The 22,842-nt window shown below is 65.3% G+C and carries 23 protein-coding genes and 1 tRNA gene; 15 read left to right on the top strand and 9 right to left on the bottom strand.

The annotated features are described in order from the left end of the window. Positions 1–51: 51 nt before the first annotated feature. Positions 52–1,269: a dual-specificity RNA methyltransferase RlmN gene (gene rlmN, locus E5162_RS11840; protein ID WP_135945461.1), complete on the bottom strand. Its 1,218-nt coding sequence runs from the start codon at positions 1,267–1,269 to the stop codon at positions 52–54. Positions 1,270–1,306: 37 nt separating this feature from the next. Here rlmN and E5162_RS11835 point away from each other — a divergent pair, with 37 nt between their 5' ends. Continuing rightward, complete coding sequence (locus tag E5162_RS11835; RefSeq protein ID WP_233342188.1) at positions 1,307–2,170, top strand: DUF6065 family protein; 864 nt, start codon at positions 1,307–1,309, stop codon at positions 2,168–2,170. 63 nt (positions 2,171–2,233) lie between these two features. On the opposite strand, the gene E5162_RS11830 is transcribed toward E5162_RS11835, so the two are convergent. Then, on the bottom strand, positions 2,234–2,737 hold the full coding sequence (locus tag E5162_RS11830) for an invasion associated locus B family protein (protein ID WP_135945460.1): 504 nt from the start codon (positions 2,735–2,737) through the stop codon (positions 2,234–2,236). A 170-nt stretch (positions 2,738–2,907) separates the two neighbouring features. Between E5162_RS11830 and E5162_RS11825 the strand changes: the two genes are divergently transcribed. The 3 genes from E5162_RS11825 (at position 2,908) to E5162_RS11815 (ending at position 5,644) form a co-directional block, all read left to right on the top strand. Further along, positions 2,908–3,489 carry a sigma-70 family RNA polymerase sigma factor gene (locus E5162_RS11825; protein WP_233342189.1) on the top strand — a complete coding sequence of 194 codons (582 nt, stop codon included), beginning with the start codon at positions 2,908–2,910 and terminating at the stop codon, positions 3,487–3,489. Positions 3,490–3,605: 116 nt separating this feature from the next. Next, entirely contained in the window at positions 3,606–4,310 is a 705-nt protein-coding gene (locus E5162_RS11820) for a ChrR family anti-sigma-E factor (protein WP_135945458.1), read from the top strand. 65 nt (positions 4,311–4,375) lie between these two features. After that, positions 4,376–5,644 (top strand): UbiH/UbiF/VisC/COQ6 family ubiquinone biosynthesis hydroxylase, encoded by a 1,269-nt coding sequence (locus tag E5162_RS11815; protein WP_135945457.1) that lies wholly within the window; start codon positions 4,376–4,378, stop codon positions 5,642–5,644. Between the two features lie 114 nt (positions 5,645–5,758). Here the strand turns inward: E5162_RS11815 and E5162_RS11810 are convergent, their stop codons facing one another. The 4 genes from E5162_RS11810 to E5162_RS11795 form a co-directional block, all read right to left on the bottom strand. Further along, positions 5,759–6,013 (bottom strand): DUF1150 family protein, encoded by a 255-nt coding sequence (locus tag E5162_RS11810; protein ID WP_135945456.1) that lies wholly within the window; start codon positions 6,011–6,013, stop codon positions 5,759–5,761. Between the two features lie 123 nt (positions 6,014–6,136). Continuing rightward, on the bottom strand, positions 6,137–6,874 hold the full coding sequence (locus E5162_RS11805; protein ID WP_135945455.1) for an SDR family oxidoreductase: 738 nt from the start codon (positions 6,872–6,874) through the stop codon (positions 6,137–6,139). Positions 6,875–7,126: 252 nt separating this feature from the next. Continuing rightward, a tRNA-Ala gene (locus tag E5162_RS11800) sits at positions 7,127–7,202 on the bottom strand. 136 nt (positions 7,203–7,338) lie between these two features. Then, a complete protein-coding gene (locus E5162_RS11795; RefSeq protein WP_135945454.1) occupies positions 7,339–7,875 on the bottom strand; it encodes a TIGR02300 family protein in 537 nt (178 codons plus the stop codon). 124 nt (positions 7,876–7,999) lie between these two features. On the opposite strand from E5162_RS11795, the gene aroA reads away from it, so the two are divergent. The 3 genes from aroA (at position 8,000) to E5162_RS11780 (ending at position 11,826) form a co-directional block, all read left to right on the top strand. Next, complete coding sequence (gene aroA / locus E5162_RS11790) at positions 8,000–9,325, top strand: 3-phosphoshikimate 1-carboxyvinyltransferase (protein ID WP_233342190.1); 1,326 nt, start codon at positions 8,000–8,002, stop codon at positions 9,323–9,325. Positions 9,326–9,683: 358 nt separating this feature from the next. Next, a complete protein-coding gene (gene rpsA, locus E5162_RS11785; RefSeq protein WP_135945452.1) occupies positions 9,684–11,384 on the top strand; it encodes a 30S ribosomal protein S1 in 1,701 nt (566 codons plus the stop codon). Positions 11,385–11,541: 157 nt separating this feature from the next. After that, positions 11,542–11,826, top strand: a complete 285-nt coding sequence (locus E5162_RS11780; RefSeq protein WP_135945451.1) for an integration host factor subunit beta — start codon at positions 11,542–11,544, stop codon at positions 11,824–11,826. A 43-nt stretch (positions 11,827–11,869) separates the two neighbouring features. On the opposite strand, the gene E5162_RS11775 is transcribed toward E5162_RS11780, so the two are convergent. Continuing rightward, positions 11,870–12,361 carry a GFA family protein gene (locus tag E5162_RS11775; protein WP_135945450.1) on the bottom strand — a complete coding sequence of 164 codons (492 nt, stop codon included), beginning with the start codon at positions 12,359–12,361 and terminating at the stop codon, positions 11,870–11,872. Positions 12,362–12,513: 152 nt separating this feature from the next. On the opposite strand from E5162_RS11775, the gene mscL reads away from it, so the two are divergent. The 7 genes from mscL to E5162_RS11740 all read left to right on the top strand — a co-directional run bounded on the left by mscL (position 12,514) and on the right by E5162_RS11740 (position 18,891). Beyond that, positions 12,514–12,936, top strand: coding sequence for a large conductance mechanosensitive channel protein MscL (gene mscL / locus E5162_RS11770; RefSeq protein ID WP_135945449.1), 423 nt, complete (start codon positions 12,514–12,516; stop codon positions 12,934–12,936). 64 nt (positions 12,937–13,000) lie between these two features. Beyond that, positions 13,001–13,657 carry a phosphoribosylanthranilate isomerase gene (locus tag E5162_RS11765; RefSeq protein WP_135945448.1) on the top strand — a complete coding sequence of 219 codons (657 nt, stop codon included), beginning with the start codon at positions 13,001–13,003 and terminating at the stop codon, positions 13,655–13,657. Beyond that, the gene (trpB, locus tag E5162_RS11760; RefSeq protein ID WP_135945447.1) at positions 13,654–14,868 is read left to right on the top strand and encodes a tryptophan synthase subunit beta; all 1,215 of its coding nucleotides are present in this window, start codon (positions 13,654–13,656) and stop codon (positions 14,866–14,868) included. The genes E5162_RS11765 and trpB overlap by 4 nt, the downstream gene beginning before the upstream one ends. Before the next feature lie 2 nt (positions 14,869–14,870). Next, the gene (gene trpA / locus E5162_RS11755) at positions 14,871–15,662 is read left to right on the top strand and encodes a tryptophan synthase subunit alpha (protein WP_135945446.1); all 792 of its coding nucleotides are present in this window, start codon (positions 14,871–14,873) and stop codon (positions 15,660–15,662) included. A 44-nt stretch (positions 15,663–15,706) separates the two neighbouring features. Next, positions 15,707–16,630: an acetyl-CoA carboxylase, carboxyltransferase subunit beta gene (gene accD, locus E5162_RS11750; RefSeq protein WP_135945445.1), complete on the top strand. Its 924-nt coding sequence runs from the start codon at positions 15,707–15,709 to the stop codon at positions 16,628–16,630. An 8-nt stretch (positions 16,631–16,638) separates the two neighbouring features. Then, the gene (locus E5162_RS11745) at positions 16,639–17,979 is read left to right on the top strand and encodes a bifunctional folylpolyglutamate synthase/dihydrofolate synthase (RefSeq protein ID WP_135945444.1); all 1,341 of its coding nucleotides are present in this window, start codon (positions 16,639–16,641) and stop codon (positions 17,977–17,979) included. A gap of 57 nt (positions 17,980–18,036) precedes the next feature. Next, complete coding sequence (locus tag E5162_RS11740) at positions 18,037–18,891, top strand: DUF305 domain-containing protein (RefSeq protein WP_135945443.1); 855 nt, start codon at positions 18,037–18,039, stop codon at positions 18,889–18,891. Positions 18,892–18,949: 58 nt separating this feature from the next. Here the strand turns inward: E5162_RS11740 and E5162_RS11735 are convergent, their stop codons facing one another. Together E5162_RS11735 and E5162_RS11730 are read right to left on the bottom strand one after the other, a co-directional pair. After that, positions 18,950–19,903, bottom strand: a complete 954-nt coding sequence (locus E5162_RS11735) for a tyrosine recombinase XerC (protein ID WP_233342191.1) — start codon at positions 19,901–19,903, stop codon at positions 18,950–18,952. After that, a complete protein-coding gene (locus E5162_RS11730; RefSeq protein ID WP_135945441.1) occupies positions 19,878–20,516 on the bottom strand; it encodes a DUF484 family protein in 639 nt (212 codons plus the stop codon). The genes E5162_RS11735 and E5162_RS11730 overlap by 26 nt, the downstream gene beginning before the upstream one ends. Positions 20,517–20,660: 144 nt before the next feature. Between E5162_RS11730 and E5162_RS11725 the strand changes: the two genes are divergently transcribed. Further along, positions 20,661–22,841 carry a primosomal protein N' gene (locus E5162_RS11725; RefSeq protein WP_233342192.1) on the top strand — a complete coding sequence of 727 codons (2,181 nt, stop codon included), beginning with the start codon at positions 20,661–20,663 and terminating at the stop codon, positions 22,839–22,841. Position 22,842 lies beyond the last annotated feature (1 nt).

Here is a 22,842-nt window from a genome sequence, read left to right as displayed (position 1 = left end):
ACAACGGAAATCGGGGAGGTCAGGTTCCGGCCGCCTGTGCGTTCGGCCCGATCAGGCCAGATTGGTACCTTCGCCATAGAGGTGCGTGTTGGCGGTAGAGTCCGGGCTGGCCTCCTGCGCGGCGCGCTCCAGCTTGAGGCGCTCGCTGGCACGCATCTTTTCAGAGTCGCTCTTCAGCTGGCCGCAGGCCGCCAGGATGTCCCGGCCGCGCGGCGTACGGATCGGGCTGGCATAGCCGGCCCGGTTCACGATCTCGGCGAAGGTCTCGATCTGGTCCCAGTCCGAGCACTCGTATCCGCTGCCCGGCCAGGGATTGAACGGGATCAGGTTGATCTTGGACGGAATACCCTTGAGCAGGCGCACGAGCTCGCGCGCCTCGGCCGGGGAATCATTGACCCCTTTCAGCATCACGTACTCGAAAGTCACGCGCTTCGAGTTTGACAGATCGGGATAGGCCCGGATCGCGTCCATCAGCTCGGCAAGGGGATAGCGCTTGTTGATCGGCACCAGCTCATCGCGCAAGGCATCGTTGGTCGCGTGCAGGCTGATGGCCAGCATGGCGCGGGTACGTTCGCCCAACTCGACGATCTTCGGGACGACCCCCGAGGTGGAGACCGTCATCCGGCGGCGTCCGATCGAGATGCCGTGGCTGTCCGCGATCACTTCGATCGCGTCGGAGACATGGTCGAGATTGTAGAGCGGCTCGCCCATGCCCATGAAGACGATATTGGTGATTTGCCGGTCCTCGTTGGAGGTCGGCCATTCGCCCAGATCGTCGCGCGCGATCATGACCTGGGTGATGATCTCGGCCGCGGTCAGATTGCGCACCAGCTTCTGGGTGCCGGTATGACAGAAGGTGCAGTTGAGTGTGCAGCCGACCTGACTGGATACGCACAGCGCACCGGAGCGGCCCACACCGGGGATGAATACGGTTTCCGCTTCCACGCCCGGGGCGAAGCGGATCAGGTATTTGCGCGTACCGTCATTGCTGAGCTGGCGCTCCACGATCTGCGGACGCGCCATCGTGAAACGCTCTTCCAGAGCGTTGCGCAGTGCCTTGGACACATTCGTCATCTCGTCGAACGACGTGACGCCGTAGTGATACACCCACCGCCACAATTGCTCGGCGCGCATCTTCGCCTTCCGCTCATCGACCAGACCGGTCTCGACAAGGGCGGCTTTGAGCTGCTCGAACGTCAGGCCGGCAAGGCTGGGCAGGCTGGCCGGGGCGGGACGTGCGGCGGCGGAGAGATCAAGGGTCGTCGTCATGGGGCGCGCATATAGGTGAAAAGCGGCAGGATTGCGAGTGGGCGTTGCGCAAGCCTGGTCGGCCAGGGTGCCGGACAGCGCTGCGCAGTGGCGCAGTCAGGGCTTGAAAAGCGTGGCGCAGCGGCTTCTTCTTCTCGACATGAAGCTGATCTGTCATCCCCTCACCGCCGAAGACCCGCCCATCCGGCCTGCCGACACGCGCCGGCAATGGATGGACGACACCCCGGAGAGTTTTGCCTACCGGTGTCTGCCGCTGGCTGTCGCTAACCAGCATGGCTGGGAAGTCTTCTCGACGACCGGCCTGACCGCGCGCTGGAATGGCGGAAACCGTGTCGAGGATGTCGAGATCACGCTCGATGACCCGATGCGGATGAACTATCCCGGCGTTGCCATGACCAATTTCGGTTCCGGCATCCTGACGTTCGAGATGGGCTTCCTGCTGCGTACCCCGCCGGGGTGGAATATCTGGGTGTCTGGGCCGGTCAATGCGCCCAAGGATGGCATTTGCGGCCTGTCCGGCGTCATCGAGACCGACTGGAGTCCGTACTCCTTCACCATGAATTGGCGGTTTACCCGGCCCGGCGAGGTCCGGTTCGAGAAGGACGAGGCGATCGCGCATCTCTTCCCGGTACGCCGGGACCTGTTCGAGCGTATCCAGACTGAGATCCGGCCGCTGCATACCGACAAGAAGACGGCAGACCAGATGGAGATCTGGCGCCAGAGCCGGTCCGATTTCTCCGGCCGGCTGAAAACCGGCGACAAGGCGGCGGCCGACGAAAAATGGCAGAAAGGCTATTATCGCGGCCTGATGCCGGACGGATCGAAAGGCCCGCCCGATCACAAGACGAAGGTCCGGCCAAAGCCGTTTGGACCCCCGACGTCCAAGCCCCCAAGGCGCTAGACGCGGCAAGTCTACGTCGGCCTGCCCGTTCCCGGACGTCCTGATCGCAGCGTTCGACGATCTCTAGTCGCAGAGAGCCTCGACCTGATCGAGCGCAGCAGTCACGCCGGACAGGGAGAATTCATAGGCCGTGGCCGTGCCGCGGGCCGACATGGCTTCGACCCGCATGGTGGCGCCGCGGCGCATGGCGTCGACCAGGCGCTGCTCGTCCCGCAAGTCCTCGATGAAGCCTTCGCGCTCGGAGACATACATCGTGAAGCTCGAGGAGCCGACACGCGCCAGAGGCGGCGTGTTGGGCTGCAGCGCGTAGCCGGCCAGGAAACTCGGCTGCTCTTCGGCCGCGTCCGAAGCCCAGGTCGACACAAGAAAATAGACATCGCCGTGATCCACGCTTCCCGGGCGGGAATCGGTCGGACGGCTCGTCGCATAACAAATCTGTGCATCGCCCTCGCCGCGCGTGAAGACGCGCCAGTCATTATGCTCGCCCTGGAAGGCCGGCTCCTGGGCTGCGGCGCCAGCGCTGCAAAGGAGGCTGATGAAGAGGGCGGACAAGGCGGTTCGACGCATGGGAGACTCCGTCTGGCGCAAGCAGGCTGGCGGGGCCGGCTGACGATCAGTGACGCCGGCATTCAAGTCGGTTAAACCGGTCGAGAGAGGCGAATTCAAGGCGTTCGTATTTGATTTTCCGGGCATAACCCGGTCTCATGATATTATCGCAAGATCGTACGGACCTGTCAGTGTCAGACGCAGCACCCAACCCGGCACCCGCGCCCGACCGCGCCCGGCTCAATTTCCTGGTCGAGGCGACTGCGCGTCAGGACCGCGACGCGTTCGCGGAGTTGTTTCAATTCTACGCGCCGCGGGTCAAGGGCTACCTGCTCAGGCTGAACGCCTCCGATGCCCTTGCCGAGGAACTGGCCCAGGAAGTCATGCTCACAGTCTGGCGCAAGGCGGGTCAGTTTGATCCCTCCCAGGCCTCGGCCTCGACCTGGATATTCCGGATCGCCCGCAATCGGCGCATCGATGCCGTGCGCCGCGCCGACAAGCCGGACCTGGACGGCGAGGATCCGCTGCTCGCGCCCTCCCAGCCGGAGAGCCCCGATGCGGCCGTCATTTCCAGCCAGTCCTCCAGCCGCGTTGCGCAGGCGATGGCCGGCCTGCCGGAAGAACAGATCGCACTGTTGCGGCTCGCCTTCTTTGAAGGCTTGTCCCACCGCGACATCGCGGAACGCGAGGGCGTGCCGCTGGGAACGGTCAAATCGCGTCTGCGGCTCGCCTTCGACAAGATGCGCAATATCCTTCAATCCAGCGAGCTTTGAGAGCCAGAGATGCGCGCCATGAATATTATTTGCAGCCGCGACTTGAAGCCTTGGCGCTGCGCACAATATCCGACGCCTTCGGATGCGTCCCTTTTCGGACAGACGGGCAAGACCTCATGACGAACCACCCGCTCGGTGATGAAATCTACATTGCGTACGCGGCCGGCGCCCTGTCCGCGCCGATGCGTCTGCTCGTCGAAACCCAGGCTGCCGTGCGCAACGAGGTACGCGAGGAATGCGAGCTTGCCGAGGCGGCCGCTGGCGCGCTTCTGGAGCAGATCCCGCCCGCCGGCCTGGAGCCGGGTGCGCTCGACCAGGTCTTTGCGGCGATCGACGCGGAGCGCGCCAGCCTGGGCGAGGCCGGTGCGATGCGGGCCGTCGGCAGCTCGGACGAACGCCGCGATGTGTCGGCCGCGAGCGCAGCCGGCCGCGCTATTGAAGAATTGCTGAGCCTTCCCGGAAGCGTGCGCGATCACGCGCTGGAGGTGGGCCAGTGGAACTTTGCCGGACCCGGCGTGCGCCGCATGGAGTTGATGCGCGACGGGTCTGCGAAGGCCGAGCTGATCCGGTTGGAGCCGGGGCGCGGCGTGCCCCGTCACGGACATGACTGCCGCGAATTCACCCTGGTCCTCACCGGGGCCTTTCATGACGGGTTGAACCGCTATGGTGCGGGGGAGCTGTGCACTGCCGATCCGAGCCTGGAGCACAAGCCGGTGGCTGAAGAAGGCGAAGTCTGCATCGCGCTGGCCGTTACCGATGGACCGCTCGCCTTTACCGGTCCGCTCGGCTGGGTGCAGCGCGCCATCGGGGCGCTGAGCTAGGCCGCTCGGACGCTTGCGGCATCGCGTCCCTTTTCTTGACCGGTGAACCGGCTAGGCTGGCAGCCATGAGCACTGAAGCGAAATTTTCCGGCGACAGCGTGATCGTGGGCGGTGGTATGGCCGGCCTCTCGCTGGCGATTGCCCTGCACAAGGCCGGGTTGAGGGTTGCCGTGGTCGACGCGGCGCCGCTCGACAGCGCGATGACCTCCGAGTTTGACGGGCGCGCCAGCGCTTTGGCCTATACCTCCTGGCGCATGCTGGACTCGATCGGCGTGGCCGAGCATCTGGCCCCTCATGCGCAGCGCATTGAGGATATCCTCGTGGTTGACGGGCGCCCGAATGACGGGCTCCGCCCCGGCGGTCCGGGCCGCGACAGCCTGCACTTTGATCGCCGCGAGATTCATTCCGGCGAGGATGGGGAGCCCCTCGGCTGGATGGCCGAGAACCGCTGGACTCGGGTCGCGCTTGCCCGGACTGCCGAAGCGTGCGGCCTGAGTGTGTTCGCGCCGGCGAAAGTCGACTCAATGAGCCGCCAAGGCGCCCGCGCTCGCGTCCATCTCGACGACGGATCCTGGCTGGAAGGCGCGGTCGTGATCGCGTGCGACGGAAAGTTTTCCCGCCTGCGCGAACAGGCCGGCATTCGTACCACGGGGCGCGAGTACGGCCAGAAGGCCCTTGTCGCAACGGTGGCGCACGCTTTGCCTCATGAGGGTGTGGCATACGAGTTCTTCATGCCCGCCGGCCCGTTTGCGATACTGCCGCTCCCGGACAACCGTTCCAGCCTGGTCTGGACCGAGAAGGCCGCCGCTGCCGATGCGCTCAGGGACATGGGCCCGGCCGGATTTCAGGAGGCGCTCGAAGCGCGTTTCGGCGATTTTCTGGGCGCGCTGACGCCGGAAGGTCCGCGCTGGACCTATCCGCTGGGCCTGAAGATGTCGGAGCGTTTCATTGATGACCGCCTGGCGCTGGTCGGCGACGCGGCCCGCGCCATCCATCCGATTGCCGGACAGGGCTTCAATCTTGGCCTGCGCGATGCGGCGGCGCTCGCCGACTGCCTTGTCGAGGCCAAGAGGGCCGGACTCGATCTCGGCTCACCTGCGGTGCTGGAAGGCTATGAGCGCTGGCGTAAGGGCGATTCGGCGCTGCTCGGGATCGGCACCGATTTCTTCAATCTGCTCTTTTCCAACGACCACGCCAGCGTCCGCGCCATGCGCGGCTTTGGCCTGGGGCTGGTCGACAAGATCGCGCCGGCCCGCCGGTTCTTCATGCGTCAGGCGGGCGGAGAGACCGGCGATTTGCCGGGCCTGCTCAAGGGCGAAGCGCTCAGCCTTTAGGTTCTGGCGGCGTTGCGCCTCCAGAAACGAAGACGCCCCCGGTCATTTCTGACCGGGGGCGCATTATCACGTTCTGCGGGGGGAGGGGTCGAACGTGATAAGATCGTCAAAGCCCTAGTGAACGCTGACAGGCTCCGCACCATGGTAGCGCGCGGCTGCGAACGCGTGGCTGCGGTCGGAGAACACGGCCATGCGCGTCCCGTCCTCGGTATGAACAGCGTACAGCGTATCGCTTTCGCCGATGCTGATCCCGTGCTCACGGATTTCCGTTTCATCAATGCCGGCGAGCACATCGGCGCCCGCGACCTCGCGCACGTAAACCAGCGGCGTCGTGTCTGTTTCGTTCAGAGCTTCCATTGTTTCGGCCATACTCAAGCAGCCTCTTCTTCGTCTTGACTGAACTATGAAGTGGGAAGCCTTTCCAACTCGTTCAAGAAGTTGCCCGCAGGAAACTGCACATGGACGCGGCTCTGCCCGGGATTCGCGCCGGCCCTACATTTCCTGGGCTGTCGGGCGGAACAGGATTTCATTGATGTCCACGTCGTCGGGCTGGCTGATCGCGAAAACCACAGCACGCGCGAAGCTCGATGCCGGGATTGCGGTATTCTCGTAGAGATCGTTCACGAAGCCTTTGACCCGGTCGGATTTGACCGACTGGGGCAGTTCACTTTCCACCGCGCCAGGCGAGAGGATGGTCGTGCGCAGCTTGTTGCCCTTCACTTCCTTGCGCAGGGATTCAGCGATGGCGCGCACGCCGAACTTGGTGGCGCAGTAGACCGCACCGGCCGGATTGACGACATGGCCGGCGACCGAGGACACAAACAGATTCTGTCCGCTCTGACGCTCGTTCATGTGCGGCAGGACCGCGCCGACGCCGTAGAGCACGCCCTTCAGGTTGACGTCGATGCACTGGTCCCATTCCTCGTGACGGTTTTCCGCCAGGGGCGCCAGTGGCATCACACCGGCATTGTGCAGCATGGCGTCGATCTGTCCGAATTGCTCGATCGCGCCCTTCACGAAGGCATCGACTTCCTCGCGCTTCGTGACGTCGACCTTGAATGCCGCCGCCTGATCGTCGCCCAGTTCTTCGACCAGGGCATCCAGACGGTCCTTGCGCCGGGCGCCCAGAGCGACCTTTGCGCCGGCCTTGACCAGGTGGCGGGCGGTCTCTGCGCCGAGGCCCGAGCTGGCGCCGGTTATGACGACGACTTTTCCTGCAACGTTTTCCATGGCGGTCGGGGTCCTTTATTCGCTTGAGACCGGGAGATTTGGCTGGCCAAAGGCACAACGCAAGAGAGCCGGTCAAATGTCCCCGGGCACGCGCATCGAATGCAGCGCGCAGCATGGCGAACAGAAGGAGGCGGAGAAGAAGCGAAGGACGATCAGAGCGCGGCCGCCGGGGGGGGGGGCTGGGGCGCGGCGGGCGCATATGCCCGGGCGCAGGGGCGACCGCGTCACGATGCTGCGATGTCAGAAAGACGGTGGTGGAGCCAGGCGGAATCGAACCGCCGACCTCTTGAATGCCATTCAAGCGCTCTCCCAACTGAGCTATGGCCCCTCACCGTATGGACAGAAGGGCTTGGGGGCCCGTCCGTCTGAGGAGCGCGGAAAATAGTCAGGGTCCGCGCCCGGATCAAGTGCGCAATGCGGCAGGTGGCAGTTGATCCACACCCGGCCGCATTGCGCGTTGATTCTTAAAGATGATCGTCGTCGTCATCGTCGTCGTCGTCGACGTCCAGGCCGATGTCGTCATCGTCCTCGTCGTCGAGCAGAATGTCGGCCGCCTCGTCGTCATCTTCTTCGAGATCGGCTTCTTCTTCAGAGAAGCTCTCGGCCAGCTCGTCGTCGGGCGACTTGGCCGCCTTGGCCGGCTTGGGCTCATCTTCCTCGTCGTCGTCGGCGATCTCGAGCGGTTCTTCATCCAGTTCGATCTCGTCGTCGTCATCCTCGTCGTCGTCTTCAAGATCGATTTCATCCTCGATCTCGTCGTCGTCTTCGTCCTCGTCGAGCTTGCGCTTTTTCTTCTTCTTCGCCTTGATCTCTTCGAGATCGTCTTCCTCGACCGCACGCTTGGCGGCCGCACGGCGCGGCTTTTTAGTCGCCGCAGCCGCAAGCTCGGGATCGTAGACTGCGCCGCATTTCGGGCAGACGATCGGGTCTTTCTTCAGGTCGTAGAACTTCGCGCCGCATTCGCCGCAGGCGCGCTTTTCACCAAGATCAGCTTTGGGCACGTGTTACCTCGTACTCTGGAAGTCGGCGCGCCTGTTGCCACGTTGTCCGCGCCCTGTCAAAACCCCTTTTCCACCTTATTCCGGCGGTTCACCATATCCCGTCATGACATCAGTGAATAATCCCTTGCCCCGACAAGAAATTTCCGGCCCCGCCACGGCGCGGCACAGTTCCCGACTCGCTGGCAGGCTCGACGCCGCTGCCGACAAGTCCTGTTCCCATCGTGCTGCGATCCTGGCCGGTCTGGCCGGGGGCGTCAGCCATATTGAGGGCATGCTGGAGAGCGAAGATGTGCTGGCCGCCCTGCGCGCGGTCGAGGCTCTTGGCGCCAGGGTAGAGCGCACCGGCCCGGGGCAGTGGACGATCGAGGGCGGGAAATGGCGCGATCCGGACGAGCCTCTGGACATGGGCAATTCAGGAACGGCTGCGCGTCTTCTGCTGGGCGCGGCCTCTCGCTTCTCCCTGACGGCGGTCTTCGTTGGCGATGCCAGCCTGTCGCGCCGGCCTATGGAGCGCGTGCTCGCTCCGCTGAAAGCCATGGGCGCCATGACCGGGGCGGCCCAGGGCGGCCGCTTGCCCGTACGGCTGACCGGCGGCAACCTCATCGCGATCGACTACACGCCGCCGGTCGCGTCCGCACAGGTGAAGAGCGCAGTCATGTTTGCCGCGCTCGGCGCGCGCGGGCAGACGGTGGTGCGTGAGCCGGTGCCCACGCGCAACCATACCGAAAACATGCTCCCGCTGTTTGGCGGCAATGTGAGTGTCGAGGCCGATCCGGCCGGACATGTGATCACGGTGCCGGGCGGCCAGTCCCTGACGGCCTGCGACCTGGCCATACCCGGCGACCCGTCATCGGCGGCGTTTGCCGTCGCGGCCGGACTGATCGCGCCGGAAAGCGAGCTGACCGTGGCGGGCGTGATGACCAATCCGGCCCGCTTCGGGCTGTACGACGTGCTGAAGGAAATGGGCGCCCACCTCGAATTCACCCCGGCCGGGTCACGCTGTGGCGAAACGCTGTGCGACATCACGGTGCGCACTTCGCAGCTGAAAGGTGTCGACGTCACCGCGCTACGCGCACCGTCCATGATCGACGAGTACCCGATCCTGGCCGTGCTGGCCGCCTTTGCCGAGGGCGAGACCCGCATGCGCGGGCTGGGCGAGCTGCGGGCCAAGGAAAGCGATCGCCTCAGCTCCACGGCTGCGCTGCTTGATGCCAATGGCGTGAAGGTGGAGATCGAGGGCGACGATCTGATCGTGACCGGGGTGGGCCTTGCCGGCGTGCCCGGGGGCGGCCGGGTGGAAACCCGCGACGATCACCGCCTGGCCATGGCCGGGCTGGTGCTGGGCCTGGGGGCCCAGGCTCCGGTGAGCGTGGACGAGACTGCGATGATCGCAACCAGCTATCCCGGCTTCTTTGACGATTTTTCCGCCATCGGCGCGAATATCGACTGACTCCGCGAGGCACGCATCTGGCTCTCGCCCCTTGTGCTGAAAGGCCATTTGGAGTAAGGACGCGCGCGCTTCGTCGTGCTGGCCCTGTCTGTCAGGTCCGGCAAGGACGAGCGCATCGCCGGGCACGGAGCCAGATCTTCCGCACTGCCCTCGCTGTTCAACCCCTTGACCCTCGACTTGTCAGGACCGGACGGCGAGCATGCCGGAGCCGGTTTGTCGTCGTGTCCATTGTGAGTTGAACCGTTCCGGCCGCGACACGGCCCACAAGTCCACTGCTTCGCGGGCCACCGCGGCAAGACCGCCGGATCCAACCGGCCGGCCGGAATAGAACGACCTTTAACGGAGCCATCTAGCCAATATGTCCGATACCCAGACGTCCAACCCGAGCCGCGGCGATTTCGCCGACATGCTCGAAGCCTCCCTTGCCAGCCGCGACCTCATGGAAGGTTCGGTTATCAAGGGCACCGTCACCGCCGTCGAAAACGATTTCGTGATCATCGATGTCGGTCTGAAAACCGAAGGCCGCGTGCAGCTGCGCGAATTTGCCGGCCCCGGCGCCGTCCTGCCCAAGACCGGCGACCAGGTCGACATCTATCTCGAGCGCATCGAAAACGCGATGGGCGAAGCGGTTCTCTCGCGCGACAAGGCACGCCGCGAGGAAGCCTGGGACCGTCTGGAAACGCAATACGAAACCAAAGAGCCCGTCGCCGGCGCCATCGTGGGCCGCGTCAAGGGCGGCTTCACCGTCGATCTCGGCGGTGCCTCGGCCTTCCTGCCGGGCAGCCAGGTCGACATCCGCCCCGTGCGCGATGTGACCCCGCTGATGAACAAGGAACAGCCGTTCGCGATTCTGAAAATGGACCGCCCGCGGGGCAATATCGTTGTCTCGCGCCGCGCCGTGCTTGAAGAGAGCCGCGCCGAACAGCGCGCCGAGCTCGTCGGCCAGCTGGCCGAGGGCGAAGTGCGCGAAGGCGTCGTGAAGAACATCACCGATTACGGTGCGTTCGTGGATCTCGGCGGCATTGATGGCCTGCTGCACGTCACCGACATGAGCTGGAGCCGCGTTGGCCATCCGAGCGAAGTCGTTGAAGTCGGCCAGACGGTCAACGTCCAGATCATCAAGATCAACAAGGAAACACAGCGTATCTCGCTCGGCATGAAGCAGCTTCAGGCCGATCCTTGGGAAGGCGTCGATGCCAAATATCCGGTGGGTGCCACCTTCACCGGCCGCGTCACGAACATCGCCGAATACGGTGCGTTCGTGGAGCTGGAACCCGGCGTCGAGGGCCTGGTTCACGTCTCCGAGATGTCCTGGACCAAGAAGAACATCCACCCGGGCAAGATCGTCTCCACTTCCCAGGAAGTCGAAGTCATGGTGCTCGACGTCGATGCGGACAAGCGCCGCATCTCGCTCGGCATCAAGCAGGTCCAGCGCAATCCCTGGGAAATCTTCGCTGAAACCCACCCGGCCGGCTCCGAAGTCGAGGGCGAGGTCAAGAACATCACCGAATTCGGTCTGTTCATCGGCGTCGACGAAGAGCTTGACGGCATGGTCCACCTGTCCGACCTGGACTGGGATCGCTCCGGCGAGGAAGCCATCCAGGACTACTCCAAGGGCGACATGGTTCGCGCCAAGATCCTCGACGTGGACGTCGAGAAAGAGCGCATCTCGCTCGGCATCAAGCAGCTGGCTGGCGATCCGCTGGAAGACGCCGGTGGCGTAGCCCGCGGTGCGACCGTGACCTGCACGGTGACCGAAGTGACCTCGGGCGGAATCGAAGTGACCTTCGGTGACGAGAACCCGGTCAAGGCCTTCATCCGCAAGTCCGACCTGTCGCGTGACCGCGCCGAGCAGCGCCCCGAGCGCTTCTCTGTCGGTGACAAGGTTGACGCTCGCGTCACCAATATCGACAAGGCAAGCCGCCGCATCTCCCTCTCGATCAAGGCGCTGGAAGTCGCCGAAGAGAAAGAGGCGGTCCAGCAATACGGTTCGGCAGACTCCGGGGCGTCGCTTGGCGATATCCTGGGCGCCGCGCTCAAGGATCAGACCAAGGAGTAATTCCGGGTCGAAATCTGCAAACAGGGCCCGCCTGTTTGAAATGGATGGCCGGAGCGTCGCGCTCCGGCCATTTTTTTAGCGATTCAGGCGGGTTACCGATTGACGGGCATTGCCCGTATTACCTAAGGTCAAAAGACTTTCAGCGGGGTATTTGAGAATGATCAAGTCCGAGCTCATCGCGAAATTGGCCGAAGCAAACCCGCATCTGTTCCAGCGAGACGTCGAGCGCGTCGTCAACACCGTGCTCGAGGAGATCACCCAGGCGCTTGAGAATGGCGACCGGGTGGAGCTGCGCGGCTTCGGGGCTTTCTCGGTGCGCAACCGCCCGCCTCGCCTCGGTCGCAATCCGCGCACCGGCGAAAGTGTCGAGGTCAAGGAAAAGCACGTGCCCTTCTTCAAAACGGGCAAGGAATTGCGCGAACGCGTCGACGGCAAGAAGTAGGGCGTTGCCGCGCAACCTCTCGCGCGGCCGCTAATCGAACCCGCTACTCGATCCAAAGCCCGCGCGATTTGTGCCAGTCCTCGATGGATTCCTGAGGAAAGCCCTCAAAGCAGTCATCGCCTTCGCCCTCTTGCGGGACGACCCAGCTCGCCTTGTATTTCAGCAATAGATGCACGCTCTCCGAAGGTTCGGGCAGGTCGGTGTCGATGGCCGATGCCATCGGATGGACCAGCTCCGGCCAGTTCGGGTCGGTCAGGTAGAGCGCGCTGGCGCATTTCGAGCAAAAATGACGCCGGCCGGAGCTGATCTCGCACGTGCCGTCCCGGTCGATCTCGGCGCGATAGATCGAGATATCGTTTTCGCCCTCGACCTTCAGCGTATCGGCGCGCCCCATGATGTTGATGGCGTAGCCTCCGCCTCCTGCTGTCTTGCGGCAGATCCGGCAATAGCAGCGCTGGTAGGGATAAGGCGTGTGGCTCTCCACGCTGAAACTCACCGCGCCGCAGCGGCAGCTGCCTTCAAGCGTCATCGTCATGGCCGTGCTCCTCTTTGCCTGGCGTCCGCCTCTTCAATGAGGCGCGCCGCGACCGCGTTCCGGAACCGGGCGGAAGCGGCCGGGAAATTTCAAGTGCGGGGCGGGGCGCCCGGGCCTATCCTGGTTGTGTCAAAGCTCGAAGGGATGCGCTGATGTTCAATGAATTCAAGAAGTTCGCGATGCGGGGGAATGTGGTCGATCTCGCGGTCGGCTTCGTTCTCGGCGGTGCATTCTCCACCATCGTGAAGTCCTTCGTGGATGACATCCTGATGCCGCCTCTGGGGCTTCTCCTCGGCGGCGTGGACTTTACCAATCTCTACGTCTCCCTCGACGGAGTGCGCTACGACTCCCTTGCGGCTGCACAGGAGGCCGGCGCCGCAACGCTCAATTACGGGCTCTTCATCAACGCGATCATCAGCTTTCTCCTGCTCGCCTTCGCGCTCTTCCTCCTGATCAAGGGGATGAACCGCATGACCGACAAGAAGAAGGACGATACGCCCGAGCAACCCCCGGCCAAGCCGCGCAACGAGGAATTGCTTGAGGAAATCCGCGATCTGCTCAAGGCCCGCAATTAATTAATCGGCCGGTCTGCCGCCGGGTAGTGGCCGAGCGCCTTCCTGGCGGCTATATCCCGGCCTCATGAGCATCGGTGTCAAAATCTGCGGGTTGAACTCGCCCGAGGCCGTCGTGGCCAGCGTGGATGCGGGCGCGGACTATCTCGGCTTCATCGTGTTCGAGAAAAGTCCGCGAGCCGTGACCGCCGCCGAGGCCGGCACGTATGCAAAGGGCAAGGGCTCGGCCAGCTCCGTCGCCGTGCTGGTCGACCCCGACGACGCGATGCTGGCGCGCGTGCTGACCGGCATGGCACCCGACTATATCCAGCTTCACGGTCAGGAGAGCCCGCAGCGCTGCCAGGATGCGCGGCACTATGCGCGGCGCGGCGTGTGGAAGGCCTTCGGCATAGCCTCCGCTGCCGATCTCCAGGCTGCCCGGCGCTATGAGGGCTATGTCGACGGCTTCGTCTTCGACGCCAAGCCTCCTGCAGGGGCCGACCGGCCCGGCGGCTGGGGCGCGGCCTATGACTGGTCGCTTCTGCACGATTTTGAAAGCGAGACGCCCTGGCTCCTGTCCGGCGGGCTGACGCCGGAAAATGTCGCCGAGGCCCTCGCACGCTCTGGCGCGCGCGGTGTCGATGTGGCATCCGGCGTTGAATCGGCGCCCGGGGTGAAGGACCTTGACGCCATACCGGCCTTTATCGGCGCGGCTCGCGCTGCATCAGGAACATCACGATCATGACCACCGCGCCCAACGCGTTTTCCAGCTATCCCGACGCTCGCGGCATGTTTGGCGAGTATGGCGGCCGCTTCGTCGCCGAAACCTTGATGCCGAACATCCTCGCGCTGGAGAAGGCCTATGCCGCCTATCGCGACAAGCCGGAATTCACCGAACCGTTCGAGGAGCTGTCGCGCGATTTCATCGGACGTCCGAGCCCGCTCTACTTTGCCGAGCGGCTGACAGAAGAGTTCGGCGGCGCGAAGATCTGGTTCAAGCGCGACGAGCTCAACCATACCGGCGCGCACAAGATCAATAACTGCCTGGGCCAGGTTCTTCTGGCCCGGCTCATGGGCAAGACGCGCATCATCGCCGAGACCGGGGCGGGCCAGCATGGCGTCGCGACCGCCACCGTGGCCGCGCGCTTCGGCATTCCGTGCGAGGTCTTCATGGGCGCGCACGACGTGGAGCGCCAGTCGCCGAACGTGTTCCGCATGAAGCTGCTGGGTGCCAAGGTCCACGCGGTGACCAGCGGCCGCGGCACGCTGAAAGATGCGATGAACGAGGCCCTACGCGACTGGGTGACCAACCCGGACGATACCTTCTACGTCATCGGGACGGTTGCCGGCCCGCATCCCTACCCGGCCATGGTGCGCGACTTCCAGAGCGTCATCGGACGCGAGGCGCGCGCCCAGATGCTCGGCCGGATCGGCCGGTTGCCCGACGCGGCGGTCGCCTGCATTGGCGGCGGCTCGAACGCGATGGGCCTGTTTCATCCCTTCCTGGAGGATGAGAGCGTGCGCCTGATCGGGGTCGAAGCCGCCGGCAAGGGCGTCGACACACCCGACCACGCAGCCAGCCTGAATGGCGGCAAGCCGGGCATCCTGCACGGCAACAAGACCTATCTCCTGCAGGACGATGACGGCCAGATCGTCGAGGGGCACTCTATCTCGGCGGGGCTGGACTATCCCGGCATCGGCCCCGAGCACGCCTTCCTTCATGACGTTGGCCGGGCCGAGTACCGTCATGCGACCGATGCCGAGGCGCTGGAAATGTTCCAGATCTGCTCCAAGCTCGAGGGCATTATCCCGGCACTCGAACCCGCCCATGCGCTGGCCCGGGTGCGAGACCTCGCCAAGGAGCTGGGCAAGGACGGCGTCATCCTGATGAATATGTGCGGCCGCGGCGACAAGGACGTCTTCTCCGTCGCCAAGGCGCTGGGTGTGGAGCTGTAGTCATGACCCGCCTCACTCCCACTTTCGATCGTCTGAAATCGGACGGCAAAGCCGGCTTCGTCGCCTATGTCATGGCCGGCGACCCGGATGCGGACACGACACTTGCCATGATGACGGGGCTTGCCGAAGCAGGCGCCGACGTCATCGAGCTGGGCGTGCCCTTCACCGATCCGATGGCCGACGGCCCGCCGATCCAGCGCGCGGCCCTGCGTGCGCTCGATGGCGGCATGACGCTGCGCGGCACGCTCGATCTGGTCCGGCGCTTTCGCGAAACCGATACCGGGACCCCCGTTGTGCTGATGGGATATGCGAACCCGTTCTACGCCTATGGCTTTGGCGCGTTTGCCGAAGCGGCATCGCAGGCGGGCGCGGATGGCGTGATCTGTGTCGACCTGCCGCCGGAAGAAGACACCGAGCTGCGTGAAGGCCTGAAGGCGCAGGGCCTGTCCCTGATCCGTCTGGCCACGCCCACTACCGACGATGCGCGCCTGCCGCGGGTGGTCGAGGATACGTCCGGCTTTGTCTATTACGTTTCCACGACCGGCGTGACGGGCAGCGGCGTTGGCGAGACCGCCGTGGTGTCCGGCGCGGTCGATCGCGTGCGAAAGGCAGCCAATTTGCCCGTCGCGGTCGGTTTTGGTGTAAAAACGCCGGAACGCGCCGCCGAAATCGCCCGGGTCGCCGATGCGGTCGTGGTCGGTTCGGCCATTGTCGATGCGCTCAACGCCTCGGGTGTGGACGGCGCGCTGAAGCTGGCGAAGACACTGGCTGACGCGGCCCACTCGGCGCGTTAGAAGTGAGGTTCGGTCCTCAAGGGCCGGCAGAACAAGGATCTGACATGAACTGGCTTTCCCGGATCACTCCGCCCGGCGTCTCCAAGATGTTCTCCAAGCGCGATACGCCGGAGAATCTGTGGATCAAATGCCCGGTCTCCGGTGAGATGGTCTTCCACAAGGATCTGGAATCCAGCTTCTACGTCACCCCGGCCGGCCACCACATGCGTATCGGCCCGGACCTGCGCTTCAAATACACGTTCGACGGTGACTGGGAGACGGTGGAATCGCCCCAGGTGGCGCGCGATCCGCTGAAGTTTCGCGATGACAAGCCCTATACCAGCCGTCTGACCGCCGCGCGCAAGAAGACCGGGCGCGACGACGCCATGGTGATCGGCGTGGGACGCGTGGACGGGGTGGATACCACCATCCTGGTTCAGGACTTCTCCTTCATGGGCGGCTCGCTCGGCATGGCGGCCGGGGAGGGCTTTCTGAAGGCGTGTGAAGTCGCGGTCGCGAAACGCACCCCGCTCATCGTGTTTACCGCCGCTGGCGGCGCGCGCATGCAGGAAGGCGCCTTGTCGCTGATGCAGATGCCGCGCACCACGCTGGGCGTGCAGATGCTCAAGGACGCGAAACTACCCTATATCGTCGTGCTGACCGACCCGACCACGGGCGGGGTCACGGCCTCCTACGCCATGCTCGGCGATATTCATATTGCCGAGCCGGGCGCGCTCATCGGCTTTGCCGGGCCGCGCGTCATCGAGCAGACGATCCGCGAGAAACTGCCGCCCGGCTTCCAGCGGGCCGAATACCTGCTGGAAAAGGGCATGGTGGACAAGGTGGTCGACCGCCGCGATCTTCCGCGCACGCTGGGCAATATCCTTCGCACCCTGCTCAAGCGTCCCGAACATCGCCCCGCCACTGGCGGCGTTCCCGCGGCGCGCGCGCCTGAAGCCCAGACGCAGCCAGCCCCCTCGCAGGGCTAGGCTCCACCGTGAACGATCAGGTCAGTCCCGGCGCGCCGGAAAGCATCGAGAACGCGCTTGAGCGCCTGGGCCGCCTGCATCCCAAGAAGATCGATCTCTCGCTCGACCGGATCGAGCGGTTGCTGCATGCGCTCGGCGATCCCCATCTCAGCCTGCCGCCCGTCATCCATATTGCCGGGACCAACGGGAAGGGCAGCACGGCCGCCTTCCTCAAGGCCATGTTCGAGGCCGCGGGCGAGCGTGTTCACGTCTACACCTCCCCGCACCTGGTACGCTTCAACGAGCGCATCACCCTGGCGGGCCAGGTCGTGGACGATGCGCGTCTGGCCGACGCCTTTGCCCGGTGCGAAGCGGCCAATGGCGATGCGCCCATCACCTTTTTCGAAGTGACGACGGCCGCCGCTTTCCTGTTGTTTTCCGAGACTCCGGCCGAGCGCCTGATCCTGGAAACCGGGCTCGGGGGGCGGGTGGATGCAACCAATGTGCTCATCGCGCCCGATGTGACCGTGCTGACCCCGGTCAGCCTCGATCACCGCGAATTTCTCGGGGACACGATCGAGGCGATCGCCGCGGAGAAGGCCGGCATCGTCAAGCGCAATCGTCCGGTCGTTGTCGGCCCGCAAATGCTCGAGGCCGAGCATGTCATCGTGTCTGTGGCCAACGCGATGGGCGCGCCCCTCTATCTGTGGGGGCAGGATTTCCGCGCCTATCCCGAACATGGCCGGCTGGTCTATGAGGAAGAGGAGCTGCTCTGGGATCTGCCCGCCCCTGGGCTGATCGGGTCCCACCAGATTGCCAATGCGGCCGTGGCGATCCGGGCCGCGCGCCTCGCCGGGCTCGACGAGGAAGCCGCGCGCGAAGGTCTGCCGAAAGCCCGCTGGCCGGCCCGGCTCCAACGCCTGACCGGCGGTCCGCTGCACCAGATTGCCGCGCGCCATGGCGCGGTCCTCTGGCTTGATGGCGGGCACAACCCGGCGGCTGCAGAAGTGCTGGCGGCAAGCCTTGGCGAACTGGAATCCGGCGAGGAGCGTCCGCTCGTGCTCATCTCGGCTTTCTCGATCAACAAGGATGCCGCGGCCTTCTTTGCCTATTTCGAGGGTCTGGCCAGCCGGGTGATCGCGGTCACCTTTGCCGGCGGGCGCGAGGGCGCCCAGAGCGCTCAATCGACCGCCGACGCTGCGCGGACAGCCGGCATTCCCGCCCAGACCGCGGCGGGCCTTGCCGAGGCGGTCCGCGATGCGTGCGAGGACTATGACCATCCGCGCATCCTGATCTGCGGCTCGCTCTACCTCGCCGGGGAAGTGCTCGCGCTTGGCACCGGCGAGACCGCGGTCCGCACGCCCGGCTAGGAACCGCAACGGCCTCCTCGCGTTTGTCGCTTCAGTTCAAGCGATGAGGGCTGGCTCATGTCGTACTGGCGTTTTGCCGCGATGATCGCGACCTCGACGGTCACGATGTTCGTGCTGATGTATCTCAATACCTTCGCGCTGGGTCATGTCGATTTCAGCGAAACGCGCGTCTACATGGCGATCGTGATGGGAGCGGCCATGGCCGCCATCATGCTCGGCTTCATGTGGAGCATGTACAAGAAGACCTCGCTCAATCTGGTAATCTTCGCCGGGTCGGCCGTGGTGTTCGCGCTGGCGCTTTTTCTCGTGCGCAGCCAGGTCACTGTCGGCCAGGTCAGCTATATGCGCGCAATGATCCCGCACCACTCGATCGCGATCATGACCAGTTCGCGCGCGGCGATTGCCGATCCGCGCGTTCGTGAGCTGGCCGACGGCATCATCGCCGCCCAGGAGCGCGAGATCGCGGAAATGTATTACCTGATCGATGACCTGGAAGGCGAGCGCGCCGGTTCCACGCAAGCCCCGCCCGAGGAGGCTGCGCCGATGGGCAGCTGGGCCGAGGCGCTGGAACGCCCGATGCTGCACAAGACCGATCCCGAAGGCCTGTCCGAACGCGATATCGCTGCGGCACTGCCCGGCGAAGCGGGCTGCCGCTTTTTCTATACGGCCACCGGCGAGCCGGTTCTCGTTACCCGGCCGGGCACCCCGGCCCGGGGCATCATCAAGCTGCGCGGCATGATCGTGCCCCTCTCCGCACAGGCCGGCGGCGACCTGGCTGACGGCGCGGTGATGAATGCCGACGGCGTGCAGGTCACCGTCACGCCGGTCGGCGGCCAGTCGGCCACGTTGATGCTGGAGCTCGAACAGGGTCGCACGATCGGCTATCGCGGCATCTACCGCTGCACCGGCTAGACCGGAAGCGGTCCGGTCCGGACTGGTAGTAGTCGTAGTAGGAGCCCGGTCCGGACTCTCACTGCCGGCCTTTTCTCGCCCTCGGGTGTGTCGCGGCATGGACCCGCATCAGGCCCTCCGCCTCGATCTCGGCGTAGACCTGCGTCGTGGACAGCGACGCATGGCCGAGCAATTCCTGGATCGCCCTGAGGTCACCTCCGCCCGCCAGCAAATGGGTCGCAAAGGCATGGCGCAACGCATGGGGCGTCGCGGTCGCAGCCAACCCCAGCCGGCTTCTCAGCGCCTGCATCATCGATTGGGCCGCGCGCGGCGTCATCGGTCCGCCGCGCACCGCGCGGAACAGTGCGTCATCCCGCTCCAGCTCGAACGGGCAAGCCTCGACATAGGCTTCCACCGCGTCGCGTACGGCCGGCAGGACTGGCACGATCCGCGTCTTTCCGCCCTTGCCTGTCATGCGCAGCACGTCGGGCAGGGGCGTGTCCGCTCCGGTCAGGGACAGCGCTTCAGATATGCGCAGGCCGGCCCCGTAGAGCAGGGTCAGCAGCGCGCTGTCGCGCCGTCGCACCCAGTCCGGCAGGTCGATGTTAGCTGCCGCGTCCGTGATCAGGTCGAGTGCGGCTGTCCGGCTGACCGGCCGGGGTGTGCGCCTCGGCGCCTTGGGCGCGTCGATCAGGGCAAGGCTCGCATTCTCTATGCCCCACCGGCGCCTCGCATAACCCAGGAAGGCGCGGACCGCCGAGAGCTGGCGCTGCAAGGTTCGCGGCCCGACGCCCTCGCCGCGGCGCGCCGCCAGAAAGGCGCGCCAGTCCCCCGGGCTCAGCCCGGCCAGTACTCTCAGGTCCGGCCGTTTGCCCAGATGACCGGTCAGGAAGCTGTCGAGCTGTTCCAGATCGCGGCCATAGGCCTCGACCGTGCGCGGGCTCAGCCGCCGCTCGCCGGACAGATGGTCGGCAAAGGCGCGCATTGCCTCGAAGAGGAGAACCCGGTCAGCCATCGCGCAAGAAAGAAACAAGCCGGCGTTCTATCACGCGGGCGAGGAAATGAAGCAGGTCGCTGCCCTGGTCCGGCGTGAAGGCCTGGTGGTCTCGCGCCGCCAGGCAGAGCACGCCTGTGCGTCCGCCAATGCTCAGCCGCACCATGGCCTCGGCCTGCTGACGGTTGGCTTGGGGGCCATAGAGTGCATCGGCAAATCGCCGGTCGACCGGGCCGAGACGTTCGCTGGATTCCCCCAGCAGAGAGCCGGCCAGGTCGGGCGCGGCGCCCAGGATGGACTCAGCGCTTTTCAGCGGAGCGTGGCCTTCGATGAAGACGCGGATCAGGTCGACATTCAGTGCCGCGGCCACCCGGCCGGCCAGCTTGCGATCGAGCGCAGCCAGGCTCTCCGCTTCCAGCAGGGCCAGCACGGCCGAATGGGTCTGGGCCTGGACGGCCAGATTGGCCTTGGCCAGAGAGATCAGCGCGTCGTTGGTGGCTTTCAGGCGGCGGATTTCGGCCTGCAGCTTGGCGCGCGCAGCCGCGTTGATGTCCACGACGCTCTCGGCTTTGAGCGCGTCGATGTCGGCCGGGTGCGGGCTGCTCGGCACAACGCGAAGATGGGACGGTTTGGAGGAATCAGTGTCAGACATCGTCACGCTCTTGGCTGGAAGCAAATCTGTCTCCTACATGTCAGCGCTCGCTTTTCGAATGCGTTAACTCTGGCGCATTGGATGCAGGGCTCTGATAGGCTCCCGGCCTGCCCTTCAACACTCTACTCCGGTTCACGGCACGTTTTGAGCGATCTATTCGGACCCAGGCCCTGTGCGGCCATTCTCTTTCCCCTCCCGCTCCCTGAGGCGTTCGACTACGCGATCCCGGAGGGCATGGAGCTGGAGCCGGGCGACCATGTTGCTGCCCCGCTGGGCGGGCGGATGGCGCAGGGCGTGGTCTGGGAGGTGAAGCCGGAATCCGGCGGACGCGCGTTGAAATCAATCGAGCACGCCATAGGCGGCCCGCGCCTGGGTGAAGGCACGAGGCGTTTCGTCGACTGGGCCGCGGGCTATCTTGTCGAACCGCCGGGTGTGATTCTGCGCCAGGTGCTGCGCAGCACCTCCGCGCTCAGGCCCTCGCCAGTGGAAACGGTCTACCGGCTGTCCGGCGCACAGCCCCAACGCCAGACCCCGGCCCGGCAAGCGGTGTTGGAGGCGGCGGCCGGGGAGGCGATGAGCGCTGCCGATCTGGCCCGCGCCGCGGGAGTGTCCGGATCGGTGGTCAAAGGCCTGGTCGACCTTGGAGTTCTGATCGGAGAGGACCGGCCGACCGATCCGCCTTTCGACGACCCGGATCCCTATCGCGAAGGCGTGGCTCTCAACCAGATCCAGGCCGACGCTGCCATTACCCTGCGCCGCCTCGTGTCAGCGGGTGGATTTCAATGCGCGTTGATCGACGGGGTGACGGGGTCGGGCAAGACCGAAGTCTATTTCGAGGCGATCGCCGAGCTTGTGCGCCGCGAACCGGAAGCCCAGATTCTCGTACTTCTGCCCGAGATCGCGCTGACGCAGTCGGTCATGGATCGCTTCGAGGCACGCTTCGGTGCGCGCCCTGCGCTGTGGCATTCCGACATCGGCCAGAAGGAACGACGCCGCGTCTGGCGCGAAGTGGCCAGCGGCCGGGCCCGGATCGTTGCCGGTGCGCGCTCAGCGCTCTTCCTGCCGTTCACGCGGCTGCGCTGCACGATCGTGGATGAGGAGCACGACCCGACCTACAAGCAGGACGAGGGCCTGACCTACCACGCACGCGACCTGGCGGTGGCGCGCGGCAAGCTGGAGGGCGCGCTGACCATACTGGCAAGCGCCACACCGTCCCTGGAAAGCCTCGTCAACGCTGAAGCAGGCCGCTACGTCCATATCCGCCTGCCGGGCCGGGCCGGTACCGCCCAGCTGCCCGAGATCGACACGATCGATCTGCGCGACTTCCCGCCTGAAAAGGGCAACTGGCTGTCGGAGCCGCTGATCGCCGAGATGGACCAGGTCTATGAAAAGGGTGAGCAGAGCCTGCTCTACCTCAACCGGCGCGGCTTTGCTCCGCTGGTTTTGTGCCGGGCGTGTGGTCACAAGATGAAGAGCCCGGAAACCGATCGCTGGCTCGTCGAGCACCGCTATACCGGCCGGCTGATCTGTCACACGACCGGATTTTCCATGCCCAAGCCCAAGGCGTGTCCCGAATGCGGTGCGCAGGACAGCCTGACCGGAGTCGGCCCCGGTGTGGAGCGGGTCGCCGAGGAGGCGCGCCACCGCTTCCCGGACGCCGTCGTGGAGGTCTTCTCGTCCGACACGACCCAGGGCGCCGACGCCGTACGCGCGCTTGTGGGACGGATGGAGCGCGGGGAGATCGACATCCTGGTGGGCACCCAGATTGCCGCGAAGGGGCACAACTTTCCCCGGCTGACGCTGGTCGGGGTGGTCGATGCCGATCTGGGCCTCGCCGGTGGAGATTTGCGCGCCGGGGAACGCACCTATCAGATGCTCGTCCAGGCCGCCGGCCGTGCAGGCCGCGCCGACCGGCCGGGCCGCGCCCTGTTGCAGACGCACCAGCCCGATCACGAGGCGATCCAGGCGCTCGTGGCGGGCGACCGCACGGCCTTCCTGGACGCCGAGCGGATGATGCGCGAAATGCTGAAACTGCCGCCCTATGGCCGGCTCGCGGCACTCATCCTGTCCGGCCCGGAGCCGGAGAGGCTGGAGAATTGCGCGCGCGAAGTTGCGGCTGCGGCGCCGCATGCGGAGGGGGTGGAGGTCTTCGGGCCTGCGGACGCTCCGCTGGCGGTTGTTCGCGGGCGCTGGCGCAAGCGCTTCCTGGTTCAGGCCGAACGCCGGGTGGACGTCTCGGCCTATATGCGCGCCTGGATGGCCCGCGTGAAAATCCCTGCGGCCATTCGCTCAAGCGTCGATATCGAGCCATACTCCTTCCTCTAGC

It is taken from the genome of Marinicauda pacifica (assembly GCF_004793635.1).
Classification (GTDB): Bacteria; Pseudomonadota; Alphaproteobacteria; order Caulobacterales; family Maricaulaceae; genus Marinicauda; species Marinicauda pacifica.
This window is presented reverse-complemented; position numbering and strand designations above follow the sequence as displayed.